The sequence below is a fragment of the Micromonospora sp. NBC_01796 genome, from assembly GCF_035917455.1.
Lineage (GTDB): Bacteria > Actinomycetota > Actinomycetes > Mycobacteriales > Micromonosporaceae > Micromonospora_G.
Map to the genome: position 1 here is coordinate 7,374,777 of NZ_CP109078.1, position 21,036 is coordinate 7,395,812.

22 protein-coding genes are annotated in these 21,036 nt (G+C 71.2%); 6 read left to right on the plus strand and 16 right to left on the minus strand.

From position 1 onward, the window contains the following. Positions 1-5 precede the first annotated feature (5 nt). The 3 genes from OIE47_RS32825 to OIE47_RS32835 form a co-directional block, all read right to left on the minus strand. A complete protein-coding gene (locus tag OIE47_RS32825) occupies positions 6-455 on the minus strand; it encodes a hypothetical protein (RefSeq protein WP_326558415.1) in 450 nt (149 codons plus the stop codon). Beyond that, positions 425-712, minus strand: a complete 288-nt coding sequence (locus tag OIE47_RS32830; protein ID WP_326558416.1) for a hypothetical protein — start codon at positions 710-712, stop codon at positions 425-427. Before OIE47_RS32830 ends, OIE47_RS32825 begins: the two co-directional genes overlap by 31 nt. A 98-nt stretch (positions 713-810) precedes the next feature. Continuing rightward, positions 811-1,473 (minus strand): HAD family hydrolase, encoded by a 663-nt coding sequence (locus OIE47_RS32835; RefSeq protein ID WP_326558417.1) that lies wholly within the window; start codon positions 1,471-1,473, stop codon positions 811-813. Between the two features lie 244 nt (positions 1,474-1,717). On the opposite strand from OIE47_RS32835, the gene OIE47_RS32840 reads away from it, so the two are divergent. Further along, entirely contained in the window at positions 1,718-2,650 is a 933-nt protein-coding gene (locus tag OIE47_RS32840) for an SDR family oxidoreductase (protein WP_326558418.1), read from the plus strand. Between the two features lie 106 nt (positions 2,651-2,756). Here the strand turns inward: OIE47_RS32840 and OIE47_RS32845 are convergent, their stop codons facing one another. After that, positions 2,757-3,662, minus strand: a complete 906-nt coding sequence (locus OIE47_RS32845) for an aldo/keto reductase (RefSeq protein ID WP_326558419.1) — start codon at positions 3,660-3,662, stop codon at positions 2,757-2,759. A gap of 144 nt (positions 3,663-3,806) precedes the next feature. Further along, on the minus strand, positions 3,807-4,982 hold the full coding sequence (locus OIE47_RS32850) for a macrolide family glycosyltransferase (protein ID WP_326558420.1): 1,176 nt from the start codon (positions 4,980-4,982) through the stop codon (positions 3,807-3,809). Between the two features lie 205 nt (positions 4,983-5,187). On the opposite strand from OIE47_RS32850, the gene OIE47_RS32855 reads away from it, so the two are divergent. From OIE47_RS32855 to OIE47_RS32865, 3 genes are all read left to right on the plus strand, one after another. Then, positions 5,188-5,730 carry a pyridoxamine 5'-phosphate oxidase family protein gene (locus OIE47_RS32855; RefSeq protein WP_326558421.1) on the plus strand — a complete coding sequence of 181 codons (543 nt, stop codon included), beginning with the start codon at positions 5,188-5,190 and terminating at the stop codon, positions 5,728-5,730. 21 nt (positions 5,731-5,751) lie between these two features. Then, positions 5,752-6,882, plus strand: a complete 1,131-nt coding sequence (locus tag OIE47_RS32860) for a hypothetical protein (RefSeq protein ID WP_326558422.1) — start codon at positions 5,752-5,754, stop codon at positions 6,880-6,882. 205 nt (positions 6,883-7,087) lie between these two features. Further along, positions 7,088-7,429, plus strand: coding sequence for an RNA polymerase-binding protein RbpA (locus OIE47_RS32865; RefSeq protein ID WP_326558423.1), 342 nt, complete (start codon positions 7,088-7,090; stop codon positions 7,427-7,429). A gap of 82 nt (positions 7,430-7,511) precedes the next feature. Here the strand turns inward: OIE47_RS32865 and OIE47_RS32870 are convergent, their stop codons facing one another. The 9 genes from OIE47_RS32870 to OIE47_RS32910 all read right to left on the minus strand — a co-directional run bounded on the left by OIE47_RS32870 (position 7,512) and on the right by OIE47_RS32910 (position 17,935). Continuing rightward, positions 7,512-8,033, minus strand: a complete 522-nt coding sequence (locus OIE47_RS32870) for an FxsA family protein (RefSeq protein WP_326558424.1) — start codon at positions 8,031-8,033, stop codon at positions 7,512-7,514. A gap of 64 nt (positions 8,034-8,097) precedes the next feature. Next, on the minus strand, positions 8,098-8,877 hold the full coding sequence (locus tag OIE47_RS32875; protein ID WP_326563304.1) for a polyprenol monophosphomannose synthase: 780 nt from the start codon (positions 8,875-8,877) through the stop codon (positions 8,098-8,100). A 26-nt stretch (positions 8,878-8,903) separates the two neighbouring features. After that, entirely contained in the window at positions 8,904-10,616 is a 1,713-nt protein-coding gene (lnt, locus tag OIE47_RS32880) for an apolipoprotein N-acyltransferase (RefSeq protein ID WP_326563305.1), read from the minus strand. A gap of 542 nt (positions 10,617-11,158) precedes the next feature. Further along, entirely contained in the window at positions 11,159-12,499 is a 1,341-nt protein-coding gene (locus OIE47_RS32885; RefSeq protein WP_326558425.1) for a glutamate mutase L, read from the minus strand. Further along, positions 12,496-12,924 (minus strand): hotdog domain-containing protein, encoded by a 429-nt coding sequence (locus OIE47_RS32890; protein ID WP_326558426.1) that lies wholly within the window; start codon positions 12,922-12,924, stop codon positions 12,496-12,498. The genes OIE47_RS32885 and OIE47_RS32890 overlap by 4 nt, the downstream gene beginning before the upstream one ends. Then, positions 12,924-13,694: an OAM dimerization domain-containing protein gene (locus OIE47_RS32895; protein ID WP_326558427.1), complete on the minus strand. Its 771-nt coding sequence runs from the start codon at positions 13,692-13,694 to the stop codon at positions 12,924-12,926. The genes OIE47_RS32890 and OIE47_RS32895 overlap by 1 nt, the downstream gene beginning before the upstream one ends. Then, entirely contained in the window at positions 13,691-15,298 is a 1,608-nt protein-coding gene (locus tag OIE47_RS32900; protein WP_326558428.1) for a lysine 5,6-aminomutase subunit alpha, read from the minus strand. Before OIE47_RS32900 ends, OIE47_RS32895 begins: the two co-directional genes overlap by 4 nt. 32 nt (positions 15,299-15,330) lie before the next feature. Next, a complete protein-coding gene (locus tag OIE47_RS32905) occupies positions 15,331-16,899 on the minus strand; it encodes an amidohydrolase (protein WP_326558429.1) in 1,569 nt (522 codons plus the stop codon). A 4-nt stretch (positions 16,900-16,903) separates the two neighbouring features. Beyond that, positions 16,904-17,935: a zinc-binding alcohol dehydrogenase gene (locus OIE47_RS32910; protein WP_326558430.1), complete on the minus strand. Its 1,032-nt coding sequence runs from the start codon at positions 17,933-17,935 to the stop codon at positions 16,904-16,906. Between the two features lie 138 nt (positions 17,936-18,073). Here OIE47_RS32910 and OIE47_RS32915 point away from each other — a divergent pair, with 138 nt between their 5' ends. Then, positions 18,074-19,489 carry a KamA family radical SAM protein gene (locus OIE47_RS32915; protein WP_442792018.1) on the plus strand — a complete coding sequence of 472 codons (1,416 nt, stop codon included), beginning with the start codon at positions 18,074-18,076 and terminating at the stop codon, positions 19,487-19,489. Between the two features lie 63 nt (positions 19,490-19,552). On the opposite strand, the gene OIE47_RS32920 is transcribed toward OIE47_RS32915, so the two are convergent. Continuing rightward, positions 19,553-19,747 carry a CsbD family protein gene (locus OIE47_RS32920; protein WP_326558431.1) on the minus strand — a complete coding sequence of 65 codons (195 nt, stop codon included), beginning with the start codon at positions 19,745-19,747 and terminating at the stop codon, positions 19,553-19,555. A gap of 149 nt (positions 19,748-19,896) precedes the next feature. Between OIE47_RS32920 and OIE47_RS32925 the strand changes: the two genes are divergently transcribed. After that, entirely contained in the window at positions 19,897-20,472 is a 576-nt protein-coding gene (locus tag OIE47_RS32925) for a histidine phosphatase family protein (protein ID WP_326558432.1), read from the plus strand. A gap of 7 nt (positions 20,473-20,479) precedes the next feature. Here OIE47_RS32925 and OIE47_RS32930 read toward each other — a convergent pair whose 3' ends face one another. Further along, the gene (locus tag OIE47_RS32930; RefSeq protein WP_326558433.1) at positions 20,480-20,935 is read right to left on the minus strand and encodes an Lrp/AsnC family transcriptional regulator; all 456 of its coding nucleotides are present in this window, start codon (positions 20,933-20,935) and stop codon (positions 20,480-20,482) included. Positions 20,936-21,036: the final 101 nt, after the last annotated feature.

Genomic DNA, 21,036 nt, shown 5'->3' on the forward strand with positions numbered 1-21,036 from the left:
GCATGTCAGGCGTCGTCGGCCGGGATGTGGTGCACCTGGTCGGCGGGGATGGCCGACGGGGTCAGGTAGGGCTCGCTGGTGAGGTAGTAGGCGTCGTGTTGCAGGGCTGCCCACACCGCGTGGGCGCGGGCGAGGTCGCCCTTGACCAGGCGAACGAAGGCGGCCGCGTCGGCCGCCTCGCCGGATCCGAGGGGAAGGACCGCGACGCTCGGCAGGGCGGCCAGGACGCCGAGGCGGGCTCGGGCGGGTGCGTCATCAACCCGGGTGTACGCGTCAAGCAACGCCACCGCCGGCAGGCCCGCGTACGCGCCCTCGTCGGCGATGTCGACGAGCAGTTCGCCGACGTGGACGTGTCCACGGGCGTAGGACAGCATCGCGGAGGTGTCCAGTACGGCGCGGATCTCGATCTCGTCGTCGTACGGCATCAGGCGGGAGCGGTGTCGTCCGCCGGCCACGTTCCCGCGCGTACCATGTCGCGTCGTCGTTTGTTCTCGGCCCGCTGACCGGCGGTCAGCCGGGGCAGAGAACCCCGTACCCGGTTCCGGCCTTCCTCGGTGACCTCGATGCCGACCGCCCGGAGCATCTCGACGGTCGCGGCCGCCCGGTCCATCCGCGCGCGGAGCGCGTCTGCCACGGCGGCGGAGGCGTTCTCCTCACGATCGAGGTAGGCCGCGACGTCGTCCGGGAGACTCACCGTCACGCGCTTTGTCATACCCGGATCATACCCACGGGGCCGGTCCCTCGGGCCGATCCACGCGACCAGGCCCGAACGTCGTAGATCTTCCGATTCCGGGCAATGACGATCCCGGGTCACCCCGACCGGAGGAGCACCTCGACAGCCTCGGCGACCGAGTCGACCACGAAGTCGGGCGCCGGGCCGACGAACGACCACGATTCGGGCCGACGTCGAGGCTGCAACCAGATCGTCCGCATCCCGGCCGCATGACCACCCGCCACGTCATGGACCAGGTTGTCGCCGATCATCCATCCGCCCTGGTCGAGGCTGGTACCGCACCGGTCCGCGGCAAGCCGGAAGATCGCGGGATCGGGCTTTCGTACGCCGACCTCGTCGGAGACGCACCACCCGTCGACCAGGCTGTCGAGCCCGGTGTTGCGGATCTTCCCGAGCTGGTTGTCGGTCATGCCGTTGGTGACGATCCCGATCCGCCACCCGGCCCGGCGCAGGCGACGGAGGGCGTCGACGTCCCGTGCTTCGCAGGACGCCAGCTCGGGCATGCGTCGGCGGTACTGCGCCCACAGTCGCTCGGGTGCCTCGCCCAGGTCGAACGTCTCACTGACGGTGGCGAAGAAGCTGCCCATCGGCCCGGAGTGGTGCGCGTCGGCCATGAGGAGGAAGGTGAGCGCCTCGTCGTCGAGCCGGTGGGTGACGACAAACTCCTCGGCCCAGGCGTTGAACGCCGAGGCCCGGTCAACGAGGGTGTCGTCCAGGTCGAACAACGCGAGCTGTCGCACCCCGGCACGATAGCCGGACACCGACATCGCCCGGTGCCGCAGCGGGCCGGTCGGTGTGTTCGTGGCCGGCGCGATCATGAGCCTGGCCCGGATGTCCGGGCACGAACGGGACACGCGCTCCGTGACCGGCCGCCGGTTATCCAGGCACTGTCGATCCCTGGATAGGCGCGCCATGGATCTCCCCCGTGGTCGGTGCGACCGTTGACGCAAGTCCGAGAAAGCAATCACTCACCAGGGAGTTGTCGTGAAAGACGTGTCCGTACCCGACCTGAGCGGAAAGCTTGCCGTGGTGACCGGCGGCAGCGACGGCATCGGTCTCGGCCTGGCCGTACGCCTGGCCGGTGCGGGCGCCGAGGTGGTGCTGCCGGTCCGGAACCCGGCGAAGGGAGCGGCGGCGGTCGAGCGGATCCAGGCGGCTGTGCCGGGGGCAACGGTCTCCACCCGAGAACTCGACCTGGCCTCGCTGGACTCGGTCACGGCGCTCGCGGAGACCCTGAACCGCGAGGGCCGGCCGGTCAACATCCTGGTCAACAACGCCGGGTTGATGATGCCGGCGGTCCGGCACAGCACCGCCGAGGGGCTGGAGCTGCAGTTCGGTACGAACCACATCGGTCACGTCGCGCTCACCGGGCGGCTGCTGCCGTTGCTGCGCGCCGGCCGGGCGCGGGTCACCACGATGTCGAGCAGCGCCGCTCGCTCGGGCAGGATCGAGTGGGCGGACCTGCAGGCCGAGCAGGGGTATTCGGCGCTGCGCGCGTACGGGATGTCGAAGCTCGCGAACCTGATGTTCGGGCTGGAGTTGGACCGGCGCAGCAGGGCGGCGGGGTGGGGCATCGTCAGCAACGTCGCACATCCGGGCACCACCCTGACCAACCTGTACGCCTCCGGCCCGAACCTCGGCCGCAAACGTCCCTCACCCTACGAGTGGATCATGAGGCGGTTGGCGGGCCTGGGCGTCATGGTGCAGACCGTGGACGCCGGGCTGCTCCCCGCGCTGTACGCCGCCACCAGTCCACAGGCGCACGGCGGCCGCTTCTACGGGCCGGACGGATTCGGCCAGTTCACCGGGGGACCGACCGAGTTGGCCGTCTACAAACCGGCCCGCGACGTCGCCGACGCGGCGCGACTCTGGGACGTCTCGGAGCGGCTGGCCGGGGTGCACTACGCGACGGTCTGACGGTGCCTGCGCATTAGGGCATCCCGACGTACACCTGCGGGCCCGGCTATCGGCGGACGCCGTGCCCCGGCGGTCACGGTGGGGTGAGCGGCGGTTGCGCCGTCGGTCAGACGTGTCGGTGTACGGCGTCGAGGCGGGCGAGTTCGTCCGGGGTGAGCCGCAGCGCGCCGGCGGCGACGTTGGCGACCAGGTGGTCCGGGTCGCCGGTGCCCGGAATGGCCAGCACGTGCGGCCCCCGGTGCAGTGTCCACGCCAGCCGGACCTGGGCCGCCGACGCACCGTGCGCGTCCGCCACGGCCTGGACCTCGTCGTGGTCGGTGTGGCCGGCGCCCGCTTCCCGGCCGGCACCGGCGATCGCGAAGAACGGCACGAACGCGACGCCCCGTTCACCGCAGGTACGCAGGAACTCGTCGGCGTCGGGCGGGGCGCCGATCCCGTACCGGTTCTGCACGCAGACGACCGGTGCGATGGCCTCGGCCTCGGCCAGGTGTTCGGGGCGGACGTTGGAGATGCCGAGGTGGCGGATCAGGCCCGCGTCGCGCAACTGCGCCAGCGCACCGAACCGTTCGGCGATCGAGTCGGTGCCGTGAACCCGCAGGTTGACCACGTCGAGATGGTCCCGACCGAGCTGACGCAGGTTCTCCTCCACCTGCCCGCGCAGCTGTTCCGGACGCGCCAGCGGCAACCACTCCCCCGACGGGTCCCGTCCCGGTCCGACCTTCGTGGTGATGACCAGGTCGTCCGGGTACGGAGCCAGCGCGCGGTTGATCAGTTCGTTGGCGGAACGCAGCGCCGAGAAGTAGAACGCTGCGGTGTCGATGTGGTTCACGCCGAGTTCGACCGCGCGTCGCAGTACGCGTACCGCCCGATCTCGGTCGCTCGCGACGGCGTCGGTGGTGAGCGCCGCGCCGTTCTGGGTCAGGCGCATCGCACCGAAACCGATCCGGTTGACGGTGAGGTCACCGAGTTGCCAGGTACCCGCCGCCGCCGCGGTGATCTCCTCCGAAGTCATGATCGAAGTTTGCCACCCGGATCCGGAGAGCGGCTACCACGGCAGGTGGGGTGCGCCGTTTCCCCGTACCGAACTCGAAGTCCTCCGGCGGGCCTGGCGTGACCGGCGCCCGGCACGGGTCTGCCGGTCACGGATGCCGGTGCGTCAGCCGAGCAGGCTCTCGATGATGTCGGCGGCCCGGGTGGTGCCGCCCTCGGCCCGGGCGTCGGCGCGCAGCGCTGCGCTGCGCCGAGCGACATCCGGATCGGTGGTCAGGTCGAGCAGGGCGGTTCGCAGGGACTCGGCGGTGGCGTCGGCGGTGTCGATGCGCCGCGCCACACCGAGTTCGACCAGCCGGTCGGCGTTGGTGAACTGGTCGACCGCCTGCGGTACGGCGATCATCGGAGTGCCGGTGAACAGCCCCTCGCTGCTGCCGCCCATGCCGGCGTGGGTGACGAACGCGTCGGCCTGTTCGAGGATCGCCAGTTGTGGCACCCACGGGTGGATCTCGACGTTGTCGGGGATGTCGCCGAGTTCGGCCGGGTCGGTGTGTTTCCCGACCTGGAGCACCATGTGCCAGCCGGGCAGGTTGCCGTACGCGGCCAGGCATCGGCGGTAGAACTCCGGCTGCCGGGTGAAGGCCGTACCGAGCGAGATCAGCAGGATTTTCGCGGCGCCGGCCGGTCGGGTCCAGGTGCCCTGGTCGGTGCGCTGACCGAGGCAGGGGCCGACGAACGTGACGACGTCGGTGTCGACCCGGTCGGCGTACGGCTGCATCGCCCGGGGGATCAGTGCCAGGGCACGCGTCGGCCGGCCGCTGAACGTGTCGACGTCGGTGGTGGTGGCACCGTTGCCGGCGAGCCAGGCGGCGAACTTCGCCCGGTACGCGTCCGCGCCCGGCAGCGCCCACAGGTGTGCGCCGACCTCCTGCTCGTACCCGGCCCAGGCGACGTACGTCGGTGAGAGCTGCACGATGGGCCGCTGGTGTGCCTCGGCGATGGCGCGGGCGGCGAAGGTGCCGATGTCGTACAGGTACAGGTCGGCCGGGTCGTGGTCGTAGTGGGCGCGCAGTTGCGGGAGCGCCTGGATGGAGTCGTCGAGGAAGACTTCCATCGCGGCGATCGGGTCGTCGGGCCAGTCGTGGTCGCCGACCGGGAGGGTGGAGGTGTAGCGGACGAGTTCGGCGCCGGTGCCGGTGACCAGGTCCGCGACCGCGGGATCGTTGGCGTACGTGACCCGGTGGCCTCGGTCCACCAGCTCACGGATGATCTCGACGCTGGGCAGGGTGTGGCTGACGGCGGGGATGCCGACCATCGCGATGTGGGCACGGCGACGAGACATGGAGGGTTCCTCGTTTCAGGTCTACGACGGAGATGGGACACGACTGGGCCGGTGCGCCGGGTCGCCGCGACGGCGGGGCCGTTGGCGGGACGCGCACTCGGGCGAGGACATCGTCCTCGCGTCGGGTCAGCCGTAGAGCTGGGTTTGCATCCGCCGACCATATCCCCACAGCGGGTTGCTGTCGACCGCCGGGGTAGGGTCCGCCATGATCACCAATTCCTGGTTGGCCGGCCCGCCACCGACCGTCGAGCTGCCCCGCGAACGGCTGCGGGAACGGATCCTGAACCTGCTCTCGTCGCAGAACATGTGCGTGCTGGCCACCACTGGCCCGGACGGCCCGCTGGCCACCCCGGTCCGCTACTACCACCACGAGCTGACGTTGTACGTGACCGCCCAGGCCGGTACGCCGAAGCTGCGCAACATCGCCGCTGATCCGCGGGTGTCGGTGGGGGTGTTCGCCCCGCTGGTGGGTCAGGCGAGTTCGCGGGGTGCGCAGCTGTTCGGGACCGCCCGGGTGCTGCTGCCCGGCGACGACGGTTTCGACGACGGGATGGCGGTGTACCGGTGGCAGTCCGACGCCGTCGAGCGCGGTCGTTCGGTGCTGCAGGCGCCCCGGGGTCCGCTGCTGCGGATCGAGGCGCGGCGGGTCGTCTACACCGAGCACTGGCTGCGTCGCGACGGGTTCGCCCCGCGTCAGTTCTGGTCCGCTTCCGCTGCGCCGACCACGACCGACGTCCGGGAGCGGTGATCCGCCTAGACTTGCCCGGCGATGAGCGAGCATGAGACCGCCGGGGATGCCCTGGCCGACACCCGCCCCTGTGCCCACTGTGGCCGGCCGGTCCCCCAGCGCACCGCCGCGGGTCGACCGTTCCGCTACTGCCGGGACAACGACGGCGCCTGCCAGCGGGCCTCCCGTAACAGCAGGATGCGCCACCGTAACGCGCCCGGGCTGGCCGGTCAGGTGGCCAGGACCTGGGAGGCGGTCGACCGGTTGGACCAGGTGGTGGAGACCCTGACCGAGGCGCTGCACGCCGAGTTGTCGCCGGTCGGGGTGGAACGCCAGTTGGCCCAGGCACGCGCGGACGCCGCGACCGAGGTCGCGGCGGCGCAGACCGAACGCGACGACGCCCGCCGGGAGGCGGAGGCGGCCACGGCGGCGTTGACGGTCGCGCAACAGGCGACGGCGACGGCGGTCGCGGACCGGGCCACCGCGGTCGACCGGGCCCGGCAGGCCGAGGAGTTGGCCGAGGCGGCCGGGCGGCGGGCGACCGGTGCGGCCACCGAACGCGACGAGGCGCAGCGGGCGGCGAGCGCCGCGCAGGCGCTGCGGGAGCAGGCGGAGTCCGACCGGGACACGGCCCGCGCCGACCTGCGGTCGCTGCGGACGCAGGCGGAGTCGGACCGGCGCTCGATCACCGATCTGACCCGTGAGCGGGACGCGGCCCGCGCCGACGCGGCCCGCGCCGAGGCTTCCGCTGCCGACGCGACGCGGGCGGCCGACGAGTTCCGGGTGGCGGCACAGCAGGCGCAGTCCCTGGCCGACCGGGCCCGGGCGCAGGCGACGCAGGCAACGCGTGACGCCGCGCTGGCCGGGGAGCAGGCGCAGCGCGACGCCGCCGCGGCGGGGCAGGCGCGGGCGACCGCGGAGCGCGCCGAGCAGGACCGGGAACGCATGGGTGAGCAGGTCCGCACGGCCCGGGAGGCGACCGCGCAGGCGCAGGCGCGGATCGGGGACCTGGTCGCCCGGCTCGACGCCGCGCAGGCCGAACGGGACGCCGCGGCCGACCGGGTGGCCCGGTTGTCGGTACAGGTCAGCGACCTGGCCGCGGCGCTGGCGAGCCTGAGCAGCCGGGCGCTCGCGCCGGCACCCGCACCGCCGGCCCCGCTTCCCCCCACCTGACCCAGACCGGAACCAAACGGCGAAACCGCACAAACAACCCAGAATCCATCGGGTACGGTGGTGGGCCGGATCACGGCTTGCGGTGTCCGGCTACGCTCGGAATGTTTGATCAGAAGTACGTTTGCCGAAGGTGTCGGGAATCGCCGACCCGGTACCCATCGTTACACCGATAAGACCAGCACCACGACCGAGGGGAATGCCGATCATGGGCGAGCGCATGCTGCGCGGAAGCCGTCTGGGAGCAGTCAGCTACGAGTCCGACCGGAACACGGAGCTCGCGCCGCGCCAGACCCGCGAGTACCTCTGCGCCAAGGGCCACCAGTTCGAGGTGCCCTTCGCCGTTGACGCCGAGGTTCCGATCACCTGGGAGTGCAAGTTCGACGGCAGCGTCGCGCGGCTGGTGGATGGCACCGAGCCCGAGCAGAAGAAGGCGAAGCCGCCGCGTACCCACTGGGACATGCTGCTGGAGCGCCGTTCGATCGCCGAGCTCGAGGACATCCTCGCCGAACGACTCGAAGAGGTACGGACCCGACGCGGTCGCGTCTGACCACCACCAGCACAACAACCACCACCGCCCCACGGCTGTCGGCCGTGGGGCGGTTTTGCGTACGCGGTGCGGGTTGCCGGGGTCAGTTCGGGCGGTGGTCGACGATCTCGCCCTCGATCGCCGGCCCGGCGGCGGTCGGCGGCCGTGGCTCGGCGGGCTGCGGTGTCGGCTGCGGCGCCCCACGACGGACCCGTACCCGACGGGGTCCGAACAGGTCACCGGCGACCATCGCCGACACCCGGCGCTCCGTTGCCACCTGGACACCACGGCGGGCAAGCACGCGCACCGGCGGTATCACCAGCAGCAGGCCGATGACCCCGCTGACCAGGCCCGGTATTGCCAGCAGCAGACCCGCACCGAGCCCGACGAGCCCGTCGACGACCTGCTTGCCCGGTGGGCTGCCGGCCTCGGCGGCGCTGCGGAAGCCACGCCAGGCCCGCATCCCCTCCCGGCGCAGCAGGACCAGGCCCAGCATCGAGGCGGCGAGCACGAGCAGAATCGCCCAACCGAACCCGATCGCGTGGCCGACCAGGACAAAAACCACGATCTCGATGACCACGGCGAGCAGTAGTGCCAACGGCACCAGTCTCAGCCCTCGGCGCATGTCACCCCATCCGGATGATGAACGGCAGCGGAATCCCGCCCCTCAAGCATGACACGGGTCGGTTCTACGGCCACCGCGACGTACTGTCACCGAAAAGGGCACGTCGGCGCCCCAACCCGACCCGGCGTTCCTGCAGGCACCACAGCGTCACCCGCCACAGCGCCTCGGCGATGATCAGCGGGCTCATCTTGCTCGCCCCGTGCTCCCGCTCGGCGAAGGTGATCGGGACCTCCACGGTCCGCAATCCGGCCCGGTGCGCCCGCCAGGACAGTTCCACCTGGAACGAGTACCCCTGGGAGGCGACCGACTCGAAGTCCATCTTGTCCAACGCCGGCAGCCGGTAGATCCGGTACCCGCCGGTGGCGTCGGACATCGGCATACCCAACGCCAGCCGGGTGTACAGGTTCCCGCCCCGGGAGAGCAGTTGCCGGCGCCACGGCCAGTTGACCACCTCACCGCCGGAGGTCCACCGGGAACCGATGACGACGTCGGCGTCACGGGCCGCGTCGAGCAGCCGGGGCAGTTCCTCCGGGGCGTGGGAGCCGTCGGCGTCCATCTCCGCGACCGCGTCGTACCCGTGGTCGCGTGCCCAGCCGAACCCGGCCACGTACGCCGCCCCCAGGCCCTGTTTACCGGGCCGGTGCAGCACGTGGACGAACTCGTCCGCGGCCGCCAGTCGGTCGGCGACCGCCCCGGTCCCGTCCGGGCTGTTGTCGTCGGCGATCAGGACCTCCACCGACGGAACCGCCTGACGCAGCCGCTCGGTGATGACAACAACGTTGTCCGCCTCGTTGTACGTGGGAATGACGACCAGGACGCGTCCCACGCCCGGATATCCCGTCATGCGCTCGACCGCACCGGTTGTCTCACTCACCGCTCCTCCGCATCTGCCGCGGTCGCGGGGTCGACATCACCCCCCGCCACCGACGGACCGTCTGCGGGGACCACCCGGCGCCGGCGGGTCACCACGGCCGTCACGAGCGCCGCGACGGCCAGACCCACCAGCACCACCTCGGGCCAGAAACCGACCCGGGTGGCGACCGTACGGGCGTCCCCGAGGTGCACTTCCCGGACCACCACCGCTGGGGTGTTGAACCCGGTCGCACCGGTTACCCGCCCATCGGCCCCGACGAACCCGGACACCCCGACCGTGGAGGCCATCAGCGCCTCACGGCCGTGCTCGACCGCCCGTAACTGCACCATCGCCATCTGCTGGCGGGCCTCGGCCACGTCGAACGTGGCGTTGTTCGTCTGCACCACCAGCAGCTGCGCCCCACCGGTGACGGTGTCCCGGACCACCTCGTCGTACGCGACCTCGAAGCAGATGACGTCGCCGAGGGTCACCCCACCGGTGGTGATGACACCGGGCCGGGTGCCGGCGACGAAATCCGACCGGACCCGGTCGACCTCGGAGCTGACCTTGCGGGCGATGCTGCGCAGCGGGATGTACTCCGCGAACGGCACCGGATGCCGTTTGAAGTACATCTGGTCCAGATCCGGGCCGGTTCCCGGCAGCCACAGCAGTCCCGTGTTGCGGACCTGCCCCTGGCCGGGGCCGAGTAGTACCGCGCCGACCAGGATCGGCGCCTTGATCGCGTCCGCCGCGGCGGTGATCTCGTTCGCCGCCGTCCGGTCGCGCAGCGGGTCGACGTCGCTGGCGTTCTCCGGCCAGACGACCAGGTCCGGTTGGGTCGCCGTACCGGCGGCAACCCGGGCGGCGAGGTCGATGGTGGCGTTCGCGTGGTTCTCCAGCACCGCCCGCCGCTGGGCGTTGAAGTCCAACCCGAGCCGGGGCACGTTGCCCTGGACGATCGCCACGGTGGCGGCACCGGAGCCGGCGCCGGAACCCAACGGCACCAGCAGCCCGACCAGGACCACCGCCACCGCCGCCACGGCGGCACCGAGCGCCGGCAGACCGGCCCGTACTCGGCCGGAGTCGGAGGAGGGGTCCACGGCGGCGGGGCGACGCCACCCGGTGGCCGCCCACCAGCCGGCGGCGACCAGGAACCCGCCGGCGAGCGCGGTCACGAACGTCACCAGCGGTGCCCCGCCGAGGACCGCCCACCGCACCAGCGGCGAATCCGCCTGGCTGAACGCCAGCCGCCCCCACGGGAACCCACCGAACGGGGTCCGGTCCCGCAGCGCCTCCTGCGCCACCCACAGGACCCCGGTCACCGCCGGCCACGACCAGCGCCACCGGTCCACCACCGGGCTCACCAGGGCGGTGGCCAACCCCAGCAGAGCCAGGTAGCCGGCCTGCAACCCGGACAGCAGCAGCCACGGCAGGTAACCGGTGTGCAGGTTCGTCCAGGCCAACATCGGCACAAACAGGGCCAAGCCGGTCAACGCGCCCAGTCCGACGCCGGCCCGTAACCGGCGCCGGTGCGTCGCGGCGGCGAGCAACGCCACCCCGACCGGCGCCAGCCACCACAGCCCGTACGGCGGGAAGGCGAGCAGCAGCGCCCCACCGCCCGCCAGGGCCGCCAGGACCGCGACCCACAACGGCAGCGGCCGGGGCCGTTCACCGGCCGACACCACCGGTTCGTGACCCGTCCCGAGCCGCGTGTCCGCCGAGTCCACCATCGCCACCTGCGCCTCACCACCAGTCCGGCCACCACCGCACCGATCGGCGGCGGATCTTCCCCGGCGAAGGCTACCGGCCCACCCCGTTCCCACCACCACGTCCGGCCCCGACAGCACCGGCCCGCCGGAAAACGGGTGCCGTCCGGGCAGACAAAATCGGGGCGCGGCCAATGGCCGCGCCCCGATGCTCCCAGGCCCTTCCCGGCCGGTGTGGCAGAGATGACCCGTCACGACCTTCGGACCGACCGGAGGAGGACTGGCTGTCCCCGTCAGGCCGTTGTCTACTGGCCGTGCACGTCATCCTGCCCTTACACCGGTAACCGCGGCCGGTTCGCGCCGCCCCGCCGACCCCCGCCCGCTGGACCTGGCCGCTGCGACATCGAAAACAGTCACTCGGCCAGCGGACGAAGGGACGAAGCGAACAACAGCCGCTTCCCGTGGTAGGACTCAAAGACGGTACGTGGTGGACCCCCGGCCCTGTCAACCGCCAGCGGCCAAGTCGGCCCGATCAATTCGGCGTGTCGGACCCCGCGAGTCGCCGATCAATCCCCGACGAGCAGATACCGGCGCAACAGGGCGACCGCCGTAACCGGATGTTCCGCAGCCAACAACCCCGCGGCGGCCAGCACATACTGATCATCAACGACCGGTGTCGCCGCCCTCGGCAACGCCCACCCACCGCCGTGGTCGGCCAACACCGCATCGAGGACCGCCACCGCCTCCTGCGCCCCGGCGTGGCGAAGGACACCCCCCGAACCGATGATCAACCGGACGTCCCGCAGATCACGGCCCCCGCCATCGCCGACCGAAGCGCCCCGCGCATGCCGCCGCAACGCCACCGTCGCCGCCAACCCGGCGATCCGCCGGTCGACCGCCCGCGCCCCCGCATCAACCGCCAGGAACCCCGGATCCGCCGCCCGGTCGGCGGCCGCGGCCGTCAACAACTCCACCTCACCCGCGACCAGCATCCGCTCCGCCTGCGCCGCCGCCACCACCCCCGGCGCGCTCCACCGCATCCCCAGGTCACCCTCGACCGTCCGGGCCCGCCACAACGTCCCTGCGGCCGCCCGCGCCGGCCCCTTCGCCCGCTCGTCCGGCGTCAGCACCGAATACACGTCCGTGGTCGCACCACCGACGTCGACGACCACCAGGTCACCGGAGAGCTGGTCGGCGAGCACCTCCACCCCGGTCAGGACAGCCTCCGGGGTCGCCGCCCGAACCAACCCGGCGAACCGGGTACCACGCGACAGCCGCTTCCCACCGATCACATGCCGCAGGAACACGTCCCGGATCGCCGCCCGCGCCGACAACGGCGCCAACACCCCGATCCGCGGCAACACGTTCCCGGCCACCGTCACCGGCACCCCCCGGTCGGCCAACACCCCGGCGACCTCCGAACGGACCTCCACGTTCCCGGCCACCACCACCGGCACCCGCCACCGGGCCGCCGCCAACCGGGCCGCGTTGTGCAACAGCACCTCACCATCACCGCCGTCGGTCCCCCCGACCAGCAGCACCACGTCCGGTCGCGCCGCCCGCAGACCGGTCACACCCGCCCGGTCCAACCGGCCCGCGCCGACGTGCACCACCCGCGCCCCGGCCGACAGCCCGACCTGCTGCCCCGCCCGCGCCGTCACCAACTCCTCGTAACCGACCACCGCCAGGCGCAACCCGCCACCGGCCGACGAGCACACGTACCACGGCATCGCCGCGGCATCCGGGCCCGCCGCCTGCGTGACCGCGGCATCCAGGCCGCGCAGCACATCGGAACCGACCGTCGTCGGTCGAGCCGCCGACGCCACCAACGCCCCGGTGGCCAACTCCACCACCGCTACCTTCGTGAACGTCGAACCGACGTCGGCGCAGACCGCATACCCGCTCACAGCAGCCGCGGCACCGCGCCCGGCGCCCCACCCGGTGGTGGTGCCGGCACCACCACCGTCCCGGTCGCCGTCACCGCCACCAACGGCGGATCCAACACCTCCGCCGCCGAAGCCCCCCGCTCCGGCCTCCCCCGACACACCACCCGGCACTCGAAGTCGATCGTCCGGCTCCGGGTACCGACCCGGGTCACCGTCGCCACCACCTCCAGCACGTCACCGGCCCGCACCGGCGCCCGGAACTGCACCTCGCCGTACGAGGCGAACAACCCCTCGTCCCCGTCGGTACGGATACACACCTCCGTCGCCACGTCCCCGAACAACCCCAACGCGTACGCCCCGTCGACCAGATCCCCCGCATAGTGCGCGTGCCCGTACGGCACATACCGCCGGTGGACCACCGTCAACCCGACCCGCTCGTCACCCATCACCGCGTCCCCTTCGCCGCACCGACCCGGGCCTCCCGGTTGACCACCAACTCGTGCACCAGATAACTGGCCACCTCCCGAGGCGTCGTCCCCCGACCGAAGATCCGATCCACACCCAGTTCACCGGTCATCAACTCGTCGAACCGGGGCCCACCGACGATCAGCAACGGCCGCCGACCCGCCGGCATCGCCTCCCGGAACGCCGCCGACATCTCCCGGGTGTTGTGCAGATGCGCATCCCGCTGCGTCACCACCTGCGACACCAGCACCGCGTCCGCCTTCTCCACCCGGGCCGCCTCGACCAACTCCGGCACGCTCACCTGCGCGCCCAGGTTCGTCACCTTCAACTCCCGGTAGTACTCCAGACCCTTCTCACCCGCCACACCCTTCACGTTCAGGATCGCGTCGATCCCGACCGTGTGCGCATCCGACCCGATACACGCCCCCACCACCGACAACTTGCGCCGCAGCCGGGACTTCACCAACGCGTTGACGTCCTTCGCCGACAACAACGGGAAATCCCGCTCCACCACCCGTACGGCATCGGTGTCGACCAGGTGGCCCACCCGCCCGTAGACGACGAAGAAGGTGAACCCGTCACCCATCTGCTTCGCGTGCACCAGCATCGCCGGCTCCAGGCCCATCTTCCCGGCCAACTGCAACGCCGCACCCTCGGCCCGCTTGTCGTGCGCGAGCGGCAACGTGAACGACACCTGCACCATGCCGTCACCGGTCGTGTCCCCGTACGGCCGCACCACCGACCCGGTCACGCCGCCACCCCCCGCCCGGCCGCCGCCACCTGATCGCGCTCCAGCAACTCCGTCGCCGGGTTGTAGTAACCCTCCGCGTGCGCCGCCACCCCGGACAGGCCCTTACCCCGATCCGCCGGACGCTTCATGATCCCGAACGTGCCCTCCGCGATCGCGTTCAACAACGTGTCGTCGGCGATCCGGGACAACAACCCCACCGCCTCGTCCAACACCCGCGACGCCCGCTGCTGGATGAACCCACCCGGCGCCGGCACGAAATCCTCGTGCAACCCACCGGCCGCACCCAACACGTACCGCACGTTCTGCAGGGCGATGTCCCGATCGGACAACCACGGCGTCACCACCGCCTCGGTCATCATCCCGACCAGCAGAATCCCCTGCCCGGTCATCGCCCCCGCCAGGTTGAAGAACCCGTCCAACAGGTTCCCCCGGAACACGTCCCCGGTCATGTGCTTCGTCGGCGGCATCCACTTCAACGGCGCCTCCGGGAACAACTCCCGGGCCAGCAACGCATGCGCCAACTCCAACCGGAACGACTCCGGCACATCCGGATTGATCTCGAACGCGTGCCCCAGCCCCAACTGCCAGTCCGCCAACCCCGCCTCGTGCGCGAAGAACTCGTTCAGCAACTGCGACACCGTCACCGTGTGCGCCTCGTCCACGGCATCCGCAGTGGTCAGGTAGTTGTCCTCACCGGTGTTGATGATGATCCCCGCCCGGGCGTGGACCTGCCGCGAAAACCGCTGGTCGACGAACGTACGGATCGGGTTGATGTCACGGAACAGGATCCCGTACATCGAATCGTTCAACATCATGTCCAGCCGCTCCAGGCCGGCCAACGCCGCCATCTCCGGCATGCACAACCCCGACGCGTAATTCGTCAACCGCACATACCGGCCCAGCTCCCGCGACGACTCGTCCAACGCCGCCCGCATCAACCGGAAATTCTCCTGCGTCGCGTACGTCCCCGCGAAACCCTCCCGGGTCGCCCCCTCCGGCACATAATCCAACAGGGACTGACCCGTCGACCGGATCACCGCGATCACATCCGCACCCGCCCGCGCCGCCGCCTGCGCCTGCGGAATGTCCTCGTAGATATCCCCCGTCGCCACGATCAGGTAGATCCACGGCCGCCGCACCGGATCCCCGTACCGCCGCACCAGCCGCTCCCGCTCGGCCCGCCGCCGGTCGACCAACCGCAACCCCGCACCCGTCGCCCGCCGCGCCGCCGACCGCGCCGCCGTCGCCGCCCTACCCGACGGCACCGCGAAACCCACCGACCCGGCCGCCGCCTTCTGCGCCAACAACGTCAACGCAGGCCCCACCTCACCACCGGCCAGACCCTCCCGCGCCAACGCGTCGAACACCGGCAACGACACCCCGTGCGCCAACCCGACCTCGTCGACCACCGCATCGACCAACCGGTTCACCCACGGAATCCCGTCCGGATCCGCCCCCGTCACCCCGGCCAGCCGCAACACGGCCCGCTCCACCGACACCGTCGTATGACCACGGGCCAGATCCACCACCGGCTGCCCGGCCCGGCGCGCCAACTCCCGCGCCCGGGCCACCACCGCCGCGTCCAACGCGAGCTTGCTCGTCACGACGTTCCCTTCTCGAAACCCGCCGGGGCCGCTCAGTCGAGCGCCTCGTAGATCACCTGACCGCGCCGCACCGTACGCCGACACACCGGCAACGGCGTCGGATCCTCCGGCCCCCGCAACTCCACATCCGAGGCCACCAGCACCGGCAACCCCCGCTCCACCCCCGCCGGCGCCGACCACACCGCGAACGTCGCCGGCGCACCCGGCGCCAACACACCCTCGTCGTCCCGGAACACCGCCCGCCACCCACCACGGGTGTGCGCCGCGAACGCCGCCCGCGCACTCATCCGCTGCGCCGGATTGAAATGCGCCACCGCCGCCCGCACCGAACCCCACGGATCCAACGGCGTCACCGGCGAATCCGACCCGAACGCCAACGTCACACCCACCCCGTGCATCGCACCCATCGGATTCGACTCCAACGACCGCGCCACCCCCAGACGCTGCGCGTACATCCGATCCTCGCCACCCCACAACCGGTCGAACGCCGGCTGCATGCTCGCCACGATCCCGTACTCGACAAAACCGGCGATCAACCGCTTGCTCATGATCTCCGCGTGCTCCACCCGGTGCCGGGCCGCCCGCAGCCGATCCACCCCCAACGTCCCCGCCGCCAGCGCGAACCCGTCCAGCACCGTCCCGATCGCCGCGTCCCCGATCGCGTGGAACCCACCCTGCATCCCGTGCCGCGCACAATCCAACAGATGGTCACGGACCTGCTCCGCCGACACGTACCCGTGCCCGCACGCACCCTCGTCACCATCGAGGTACGCCGACGACAGATGCGCCGTACGCGAACCCAACGCCCCGTCGGCGAACAGGTCCCCACCGGCACCCACCGCACCCAACTCCCGCGCCCGCGCCGCCCCCATCAACTCACCCCAGTAGCCGAACACCTCCGGCCCACCGTCACCGGACAACGCCAACACACCCGCGAAATCCACCTCATCGGAGATGTCCGGACCACCGCACTCGTGCACCGCCGCGATCCCCAACGACGCCGCCCGCGCCAACGCCACCCGCTGCGCCGCCACCCGCTGCTCCCGGGTCACCGACCCGAACGCCAACGCCCGCACCACATGGTGCGCGTCGCGCCGCAACCAACCCGACGCGTCGTACCCGGCCGCCGACACCACCTCCGGCGCCGCCGCCAGCAACGCCGACGAACACAACGCCGAATGGATCGACGCCTGCGACAGGTACACCCGCCGCCCACCCGCCGCCCGGTCCAACTCCGCCGCCGACGGCGGCCGCTGATCCGACCAGTACGACTCGTCCCAACCGTGCCCCAACACCACCGCGTCCGCCGGCAGAGCCGCCGCGAACGCCGCCACCGCCGCGCTCACCTCCGCCCCCGACCGGGCCGACGACAGATCCAGCCCGGACAACGCCAGCCCGGTGTCGGTCGCGTGCACGTGCGAATCCACGAACGCCGGCGTCACCAGCGCACCCGCGAGATCCACCACCACATCGGCGGGCGGCGCGTCCGCGTCCGCGCCAATCCAGGCAATCCGGTCGTCCCGGACCAACAACGCGGTCGCCGTCGGATCACCGGGGCAGTAGAGGTGGCCACCGCGGTACAGAGTCGAGGGGGAAGTCATGTGATCAGTCTGCCGCGATCCGGGCCTCGAACAACGCACGCACCCCGGGCTCGGACCGCACCAGCTCCAACGCCAACTCGGCGTGCCCCGGCACGTACCCGTTCCCGACCAGCATCGTCACGTCCGCGGCCAACCCCTCCGCACCCAACGCCGCCGCCGCGAAACTCGTCGCCATCGAGAAGAAGATCACCGTACCGCCGTCCGCGGTCGCCAGGATCGCCCCGTGCTCGCACCCCGGCACGTCCACGCAGACCACTGTCACGTCCGCCGGACCACCCAACGCCCCGGACACCGCCGCCGCCAACGCCACCGGATCACGGGCGTCGGCCAACGCGACCTCCGTGGCCAGCCCGGCCGCGAGGAGCCGGTCCCGCTCCGCCGACACCGGCACCACCCCCACCGTACGACCGGCACCCGCCCGCCGCGCGGCGGCCAACGCCAACGCCCCGCTCTTACCGCCCCCGCCCAGCACCGCCACCGACGGGGACGCGTACCCCGACACCACCCGGGCGGTCAGCGCCGGGGCCCCGCACACGTCCAGGACCGCCAGACTCAACCGCGGATCGAGGTCGTCCGGCAGCACCGCGACCACCGACCGGGCGAACAACACCGCGAACCCGGCGCACGGCACCTGCTCGCCGAGCCCGTCCCAGCCGGCCAGAGCGTCGGTGACGACCAGCGGGGTCAGCGTCAGCGACACCAGGGTCGCCACCCGATCGCCCGGCACCACCTTCAGCGGCGAGGACGGCCCGACCTCGTCCACCACCCCGATCAGCATGCCGCCCGAGCCTGTGACCGGATTATGCATCTTCCCCCGAGATGTGATGATCTCCAGGACCTCGGCCCGCACCGCCGCCCCGTCGCCACCGTGCTTCTCCGACAACTGCCGGAAACTCGCCGCGTCCAGGTTCAGCCGCTCCACGCGGATCCGCACCTCGTCCGCGCCGACCGGACCACCCGGATCGAGCCGCCACGCCGCCTGAGGCAACACGCCGACCGGTTCGAGCACACGGTGCAGCCCCACGGGTGAGGTCATCGAAGCGCCCCTTCCAAAGTCAGTCACGTTGCCAACAGATCGCGTTGCGGGAAAACTTACGGCAGAATAATTCCTGCACAGGATATTTTCCAGTAGCCTTCGGACCGTCACCGGTACCGCGCAGCCCGAGGAGGGTCCGTGACGCAGACACACCCAGTTGAGGCCATCCCGGAGCCGCGGCCGACCGACACCACCACACCACTCGCCGGCCAACCGTACGAATACCGCCGCCGACCGCTGGTCGAACCCGACTGGACCCGGTTCCCCGGCTGGCGCCACGTCACCCGCGAACAGTGGGAATCGGCCCAGTGGCAACGCACCAACTGCGTCAAGAACGCCAAACAGCTCCGCGCCGTACTCGGCGACCTCGTCGACGACAGCTTCTACACCGACCTCGCCGCCGACCAGGCCGCGCTGGCCACCATGTCGATGCTGGTCCCACCACAGATGATCAACACGATGGTGCCGGACGCGCCGATGACCACGGAGGCGTTCCTCGCCGACCCGGTCCGCCGCTACATGATCCCGGTCGCCTCGGACCGGCGCACCGACTGGCCGTCACACCCGTACGCGACCCGCGACTCGCTCCACGAACACGACATGTGGGTCGCCGAGGGCCTCACCCACCGCTACCCCACCAAGGTCCTCGCCGAACTGCTCTCCACCTGCCCCCAGTACTGCGGGCACTGCACCCGGATGGACCTCGTCGGCAACTCCACCCCCACCGTCGACAAGCTCAAACTCAGCCTCAAGCCGGTCGACCGCTACGACGGCCACATCAACTACCTCCGCGCCCACCCGGGCGTACGCGACGTGGTCGTCTCGGGCGGCGACGTCGCCAACGTCCCCTGGCGCAACCTCGAGTCGTACCTGATGCGCCTGCTCGAAATCGAGACCATCCGCGACATCCGGCTCGCCACCAAGGCCCTGATGGGACTCCCCCAGCACTGGCTGCAGCCCGACGTCGTCGAAGGCCTCGAACGCGTCGCCCGCACCGCCGCCCGCCGGGGCGTCAACCTGGCCATCCACACCCACGTCAACCATGCCCAGTCACTCACCCCACTGGTCGCCCGAGCCGCGCAGACCGCACTCGAGGTCGGCGTACGCGACGTACGCAACCAGGGCGTACTGATGCGCGGCGTGAACGCCACCGCACCGGACCTGCTCGACCTCTGCTTCGCGCTCCAGGGCGAGGCCGGCATCCTGCCGTACTACTTCTACATGTGCGACATGATCCCCAACGCCGAGCACTGGCGGGTGCCGGTCTGGCACGCCCAGCAACTCCAGCACGACATGATGGGCTACCTGCCGGGTTACGCCACCCCACGGATCGTCTGCGACGTGCCGTTCGTCGGCAAGCGCTGGGTGCACATGCTCACCGAGTACGACCGCGAGCGCGGCATCTCCTACTGGACCAAGAACTACCGCACCTCCATCGAATCGGCCGACCTGGCCGCGGTCGGCCGGCGATACGCCTACTACGACCCGATCGACACCTTGCCGGAGTCCGGGCAGGCCTGGTGGGCGACCCACGAGCCGAGCACCCTGACCTGATCTGTCCCGTACGACCAGTGGGGCCACCGGTGAACACCGGTGGCCCCACTGCCGTCCACACGCTTACTTGTTGAAGGCGTCCTTCATGTTCTTGCCGGCGTCCTTGGCGTTCTCGCCGGCCTGCTTGGCCTTGGAACCGGCCTGCTGCCGGGACCCCTCGGCGCGCATCTGCTCGTTGTCGGTCGCGTCGCCGTACTTCTCCTTGGCGGCGCCCGTCATCTGTTCGGCCTTCTGCTTGGCCTTATCGGTGAGGCTCATTTCGACTCCTCGTGACTAGTCCGGTTTCCGGCCTTCTTGTGAGTCCCCGGTCCCGGGTCGGTGAAAACCTTGGTGGCTTCGGTGGGTGGGTGCACAACCCGTAGAGCATCCTAGGAAGCTAGTACTAGGGGGCGTGCTTAACTAACCGGGTGGCAGAGATCGTTCTCATCCGGCACGGCGAAACCGAGTGGAGTGCCGCACACCGGCACACCTCGTACACCGATCTGGCCCTCAACCCCGCCGGGGAGCGCCAGGCCCGCGCGGTTCGCGACCAGCTCGCTGGTCGGCGCTTCGCCGCGGTCATCTCCAGCCCCCGCACCCGGGCGCTGCGCACGGCCGAGTTGGCGGGCCTGACCGTCACCACGGTCGACGACAACCTCGCCGAATGGAACTACGGCGACTACGAGGGACGCACCACCAAGGAGATCCAACAGGAACGGCCGGGTTGGAACCTCTGGACCGACGGTTGTCCGGACGGTGAGTCCCCCGAGCAGGTCGGGGGACGGCTCGACCGGATCCTGAACCGGGCCACCGAACTGCTCGCCGACGGTGACGTCGCCCTGGTCGCGCACGGGCACAGCCTCCGGGTCGCCGGCGCCCGCTGGATCGGGCTACCCGCCAGCGGCGGCGGCCTGCTCCGGCTGGACACGGCCACCGTCTCCGCGCTCGGCTACGAGCACGATCGCCGGGTGATCCTGCGCTGGAACACCGGCGGTGCCGCCTGACCGCCGGTCACTGCGGGGTGCGACTGACCCTCGGCGGCCGGCTCTCGTACGGGGTGGAGAGCACCACCGTGGTCCGGGTGGTCACGTTCGCCGAGGTACGGATCTCCTGCAGCACCCGCTCCAGGTCGACCGGACCGGCGACCCGCACCAGCAGCAGGTAGAAGTCCTCCCCCGCCACCGAGTAGCACGACTCGATCTCCGGCAGGTGGGCCAGCCGCTCGGGCGCGTCGTCCGGCTGCGACGGGTCGAACGGCCGGACCGCCACGAAGGCCGTCAGCGGCAACTCCAACGCGTCGAACGACACCTTCGCGGTGTAACCGGTGATGACACCCCGCTGCTCCAGCCGGCGTACCCGCTGGTGCACCGCGGACACCGACAGCCCCACCTTCTCGGCCAGGTCGGTGTACGACAAACGGCCGTCGGCGGTCAGCGCGGCGATGATGGCACGGTCGACTTCCTCCACGGCGAAGAACCTACCGGCAAAGCCCCTCGTCCGGCGAAGTCGATCCCGGGGACGCGCCGCCGCACCACCGGACGCGGTCGCCGCGCCATGCCGGTCACCGG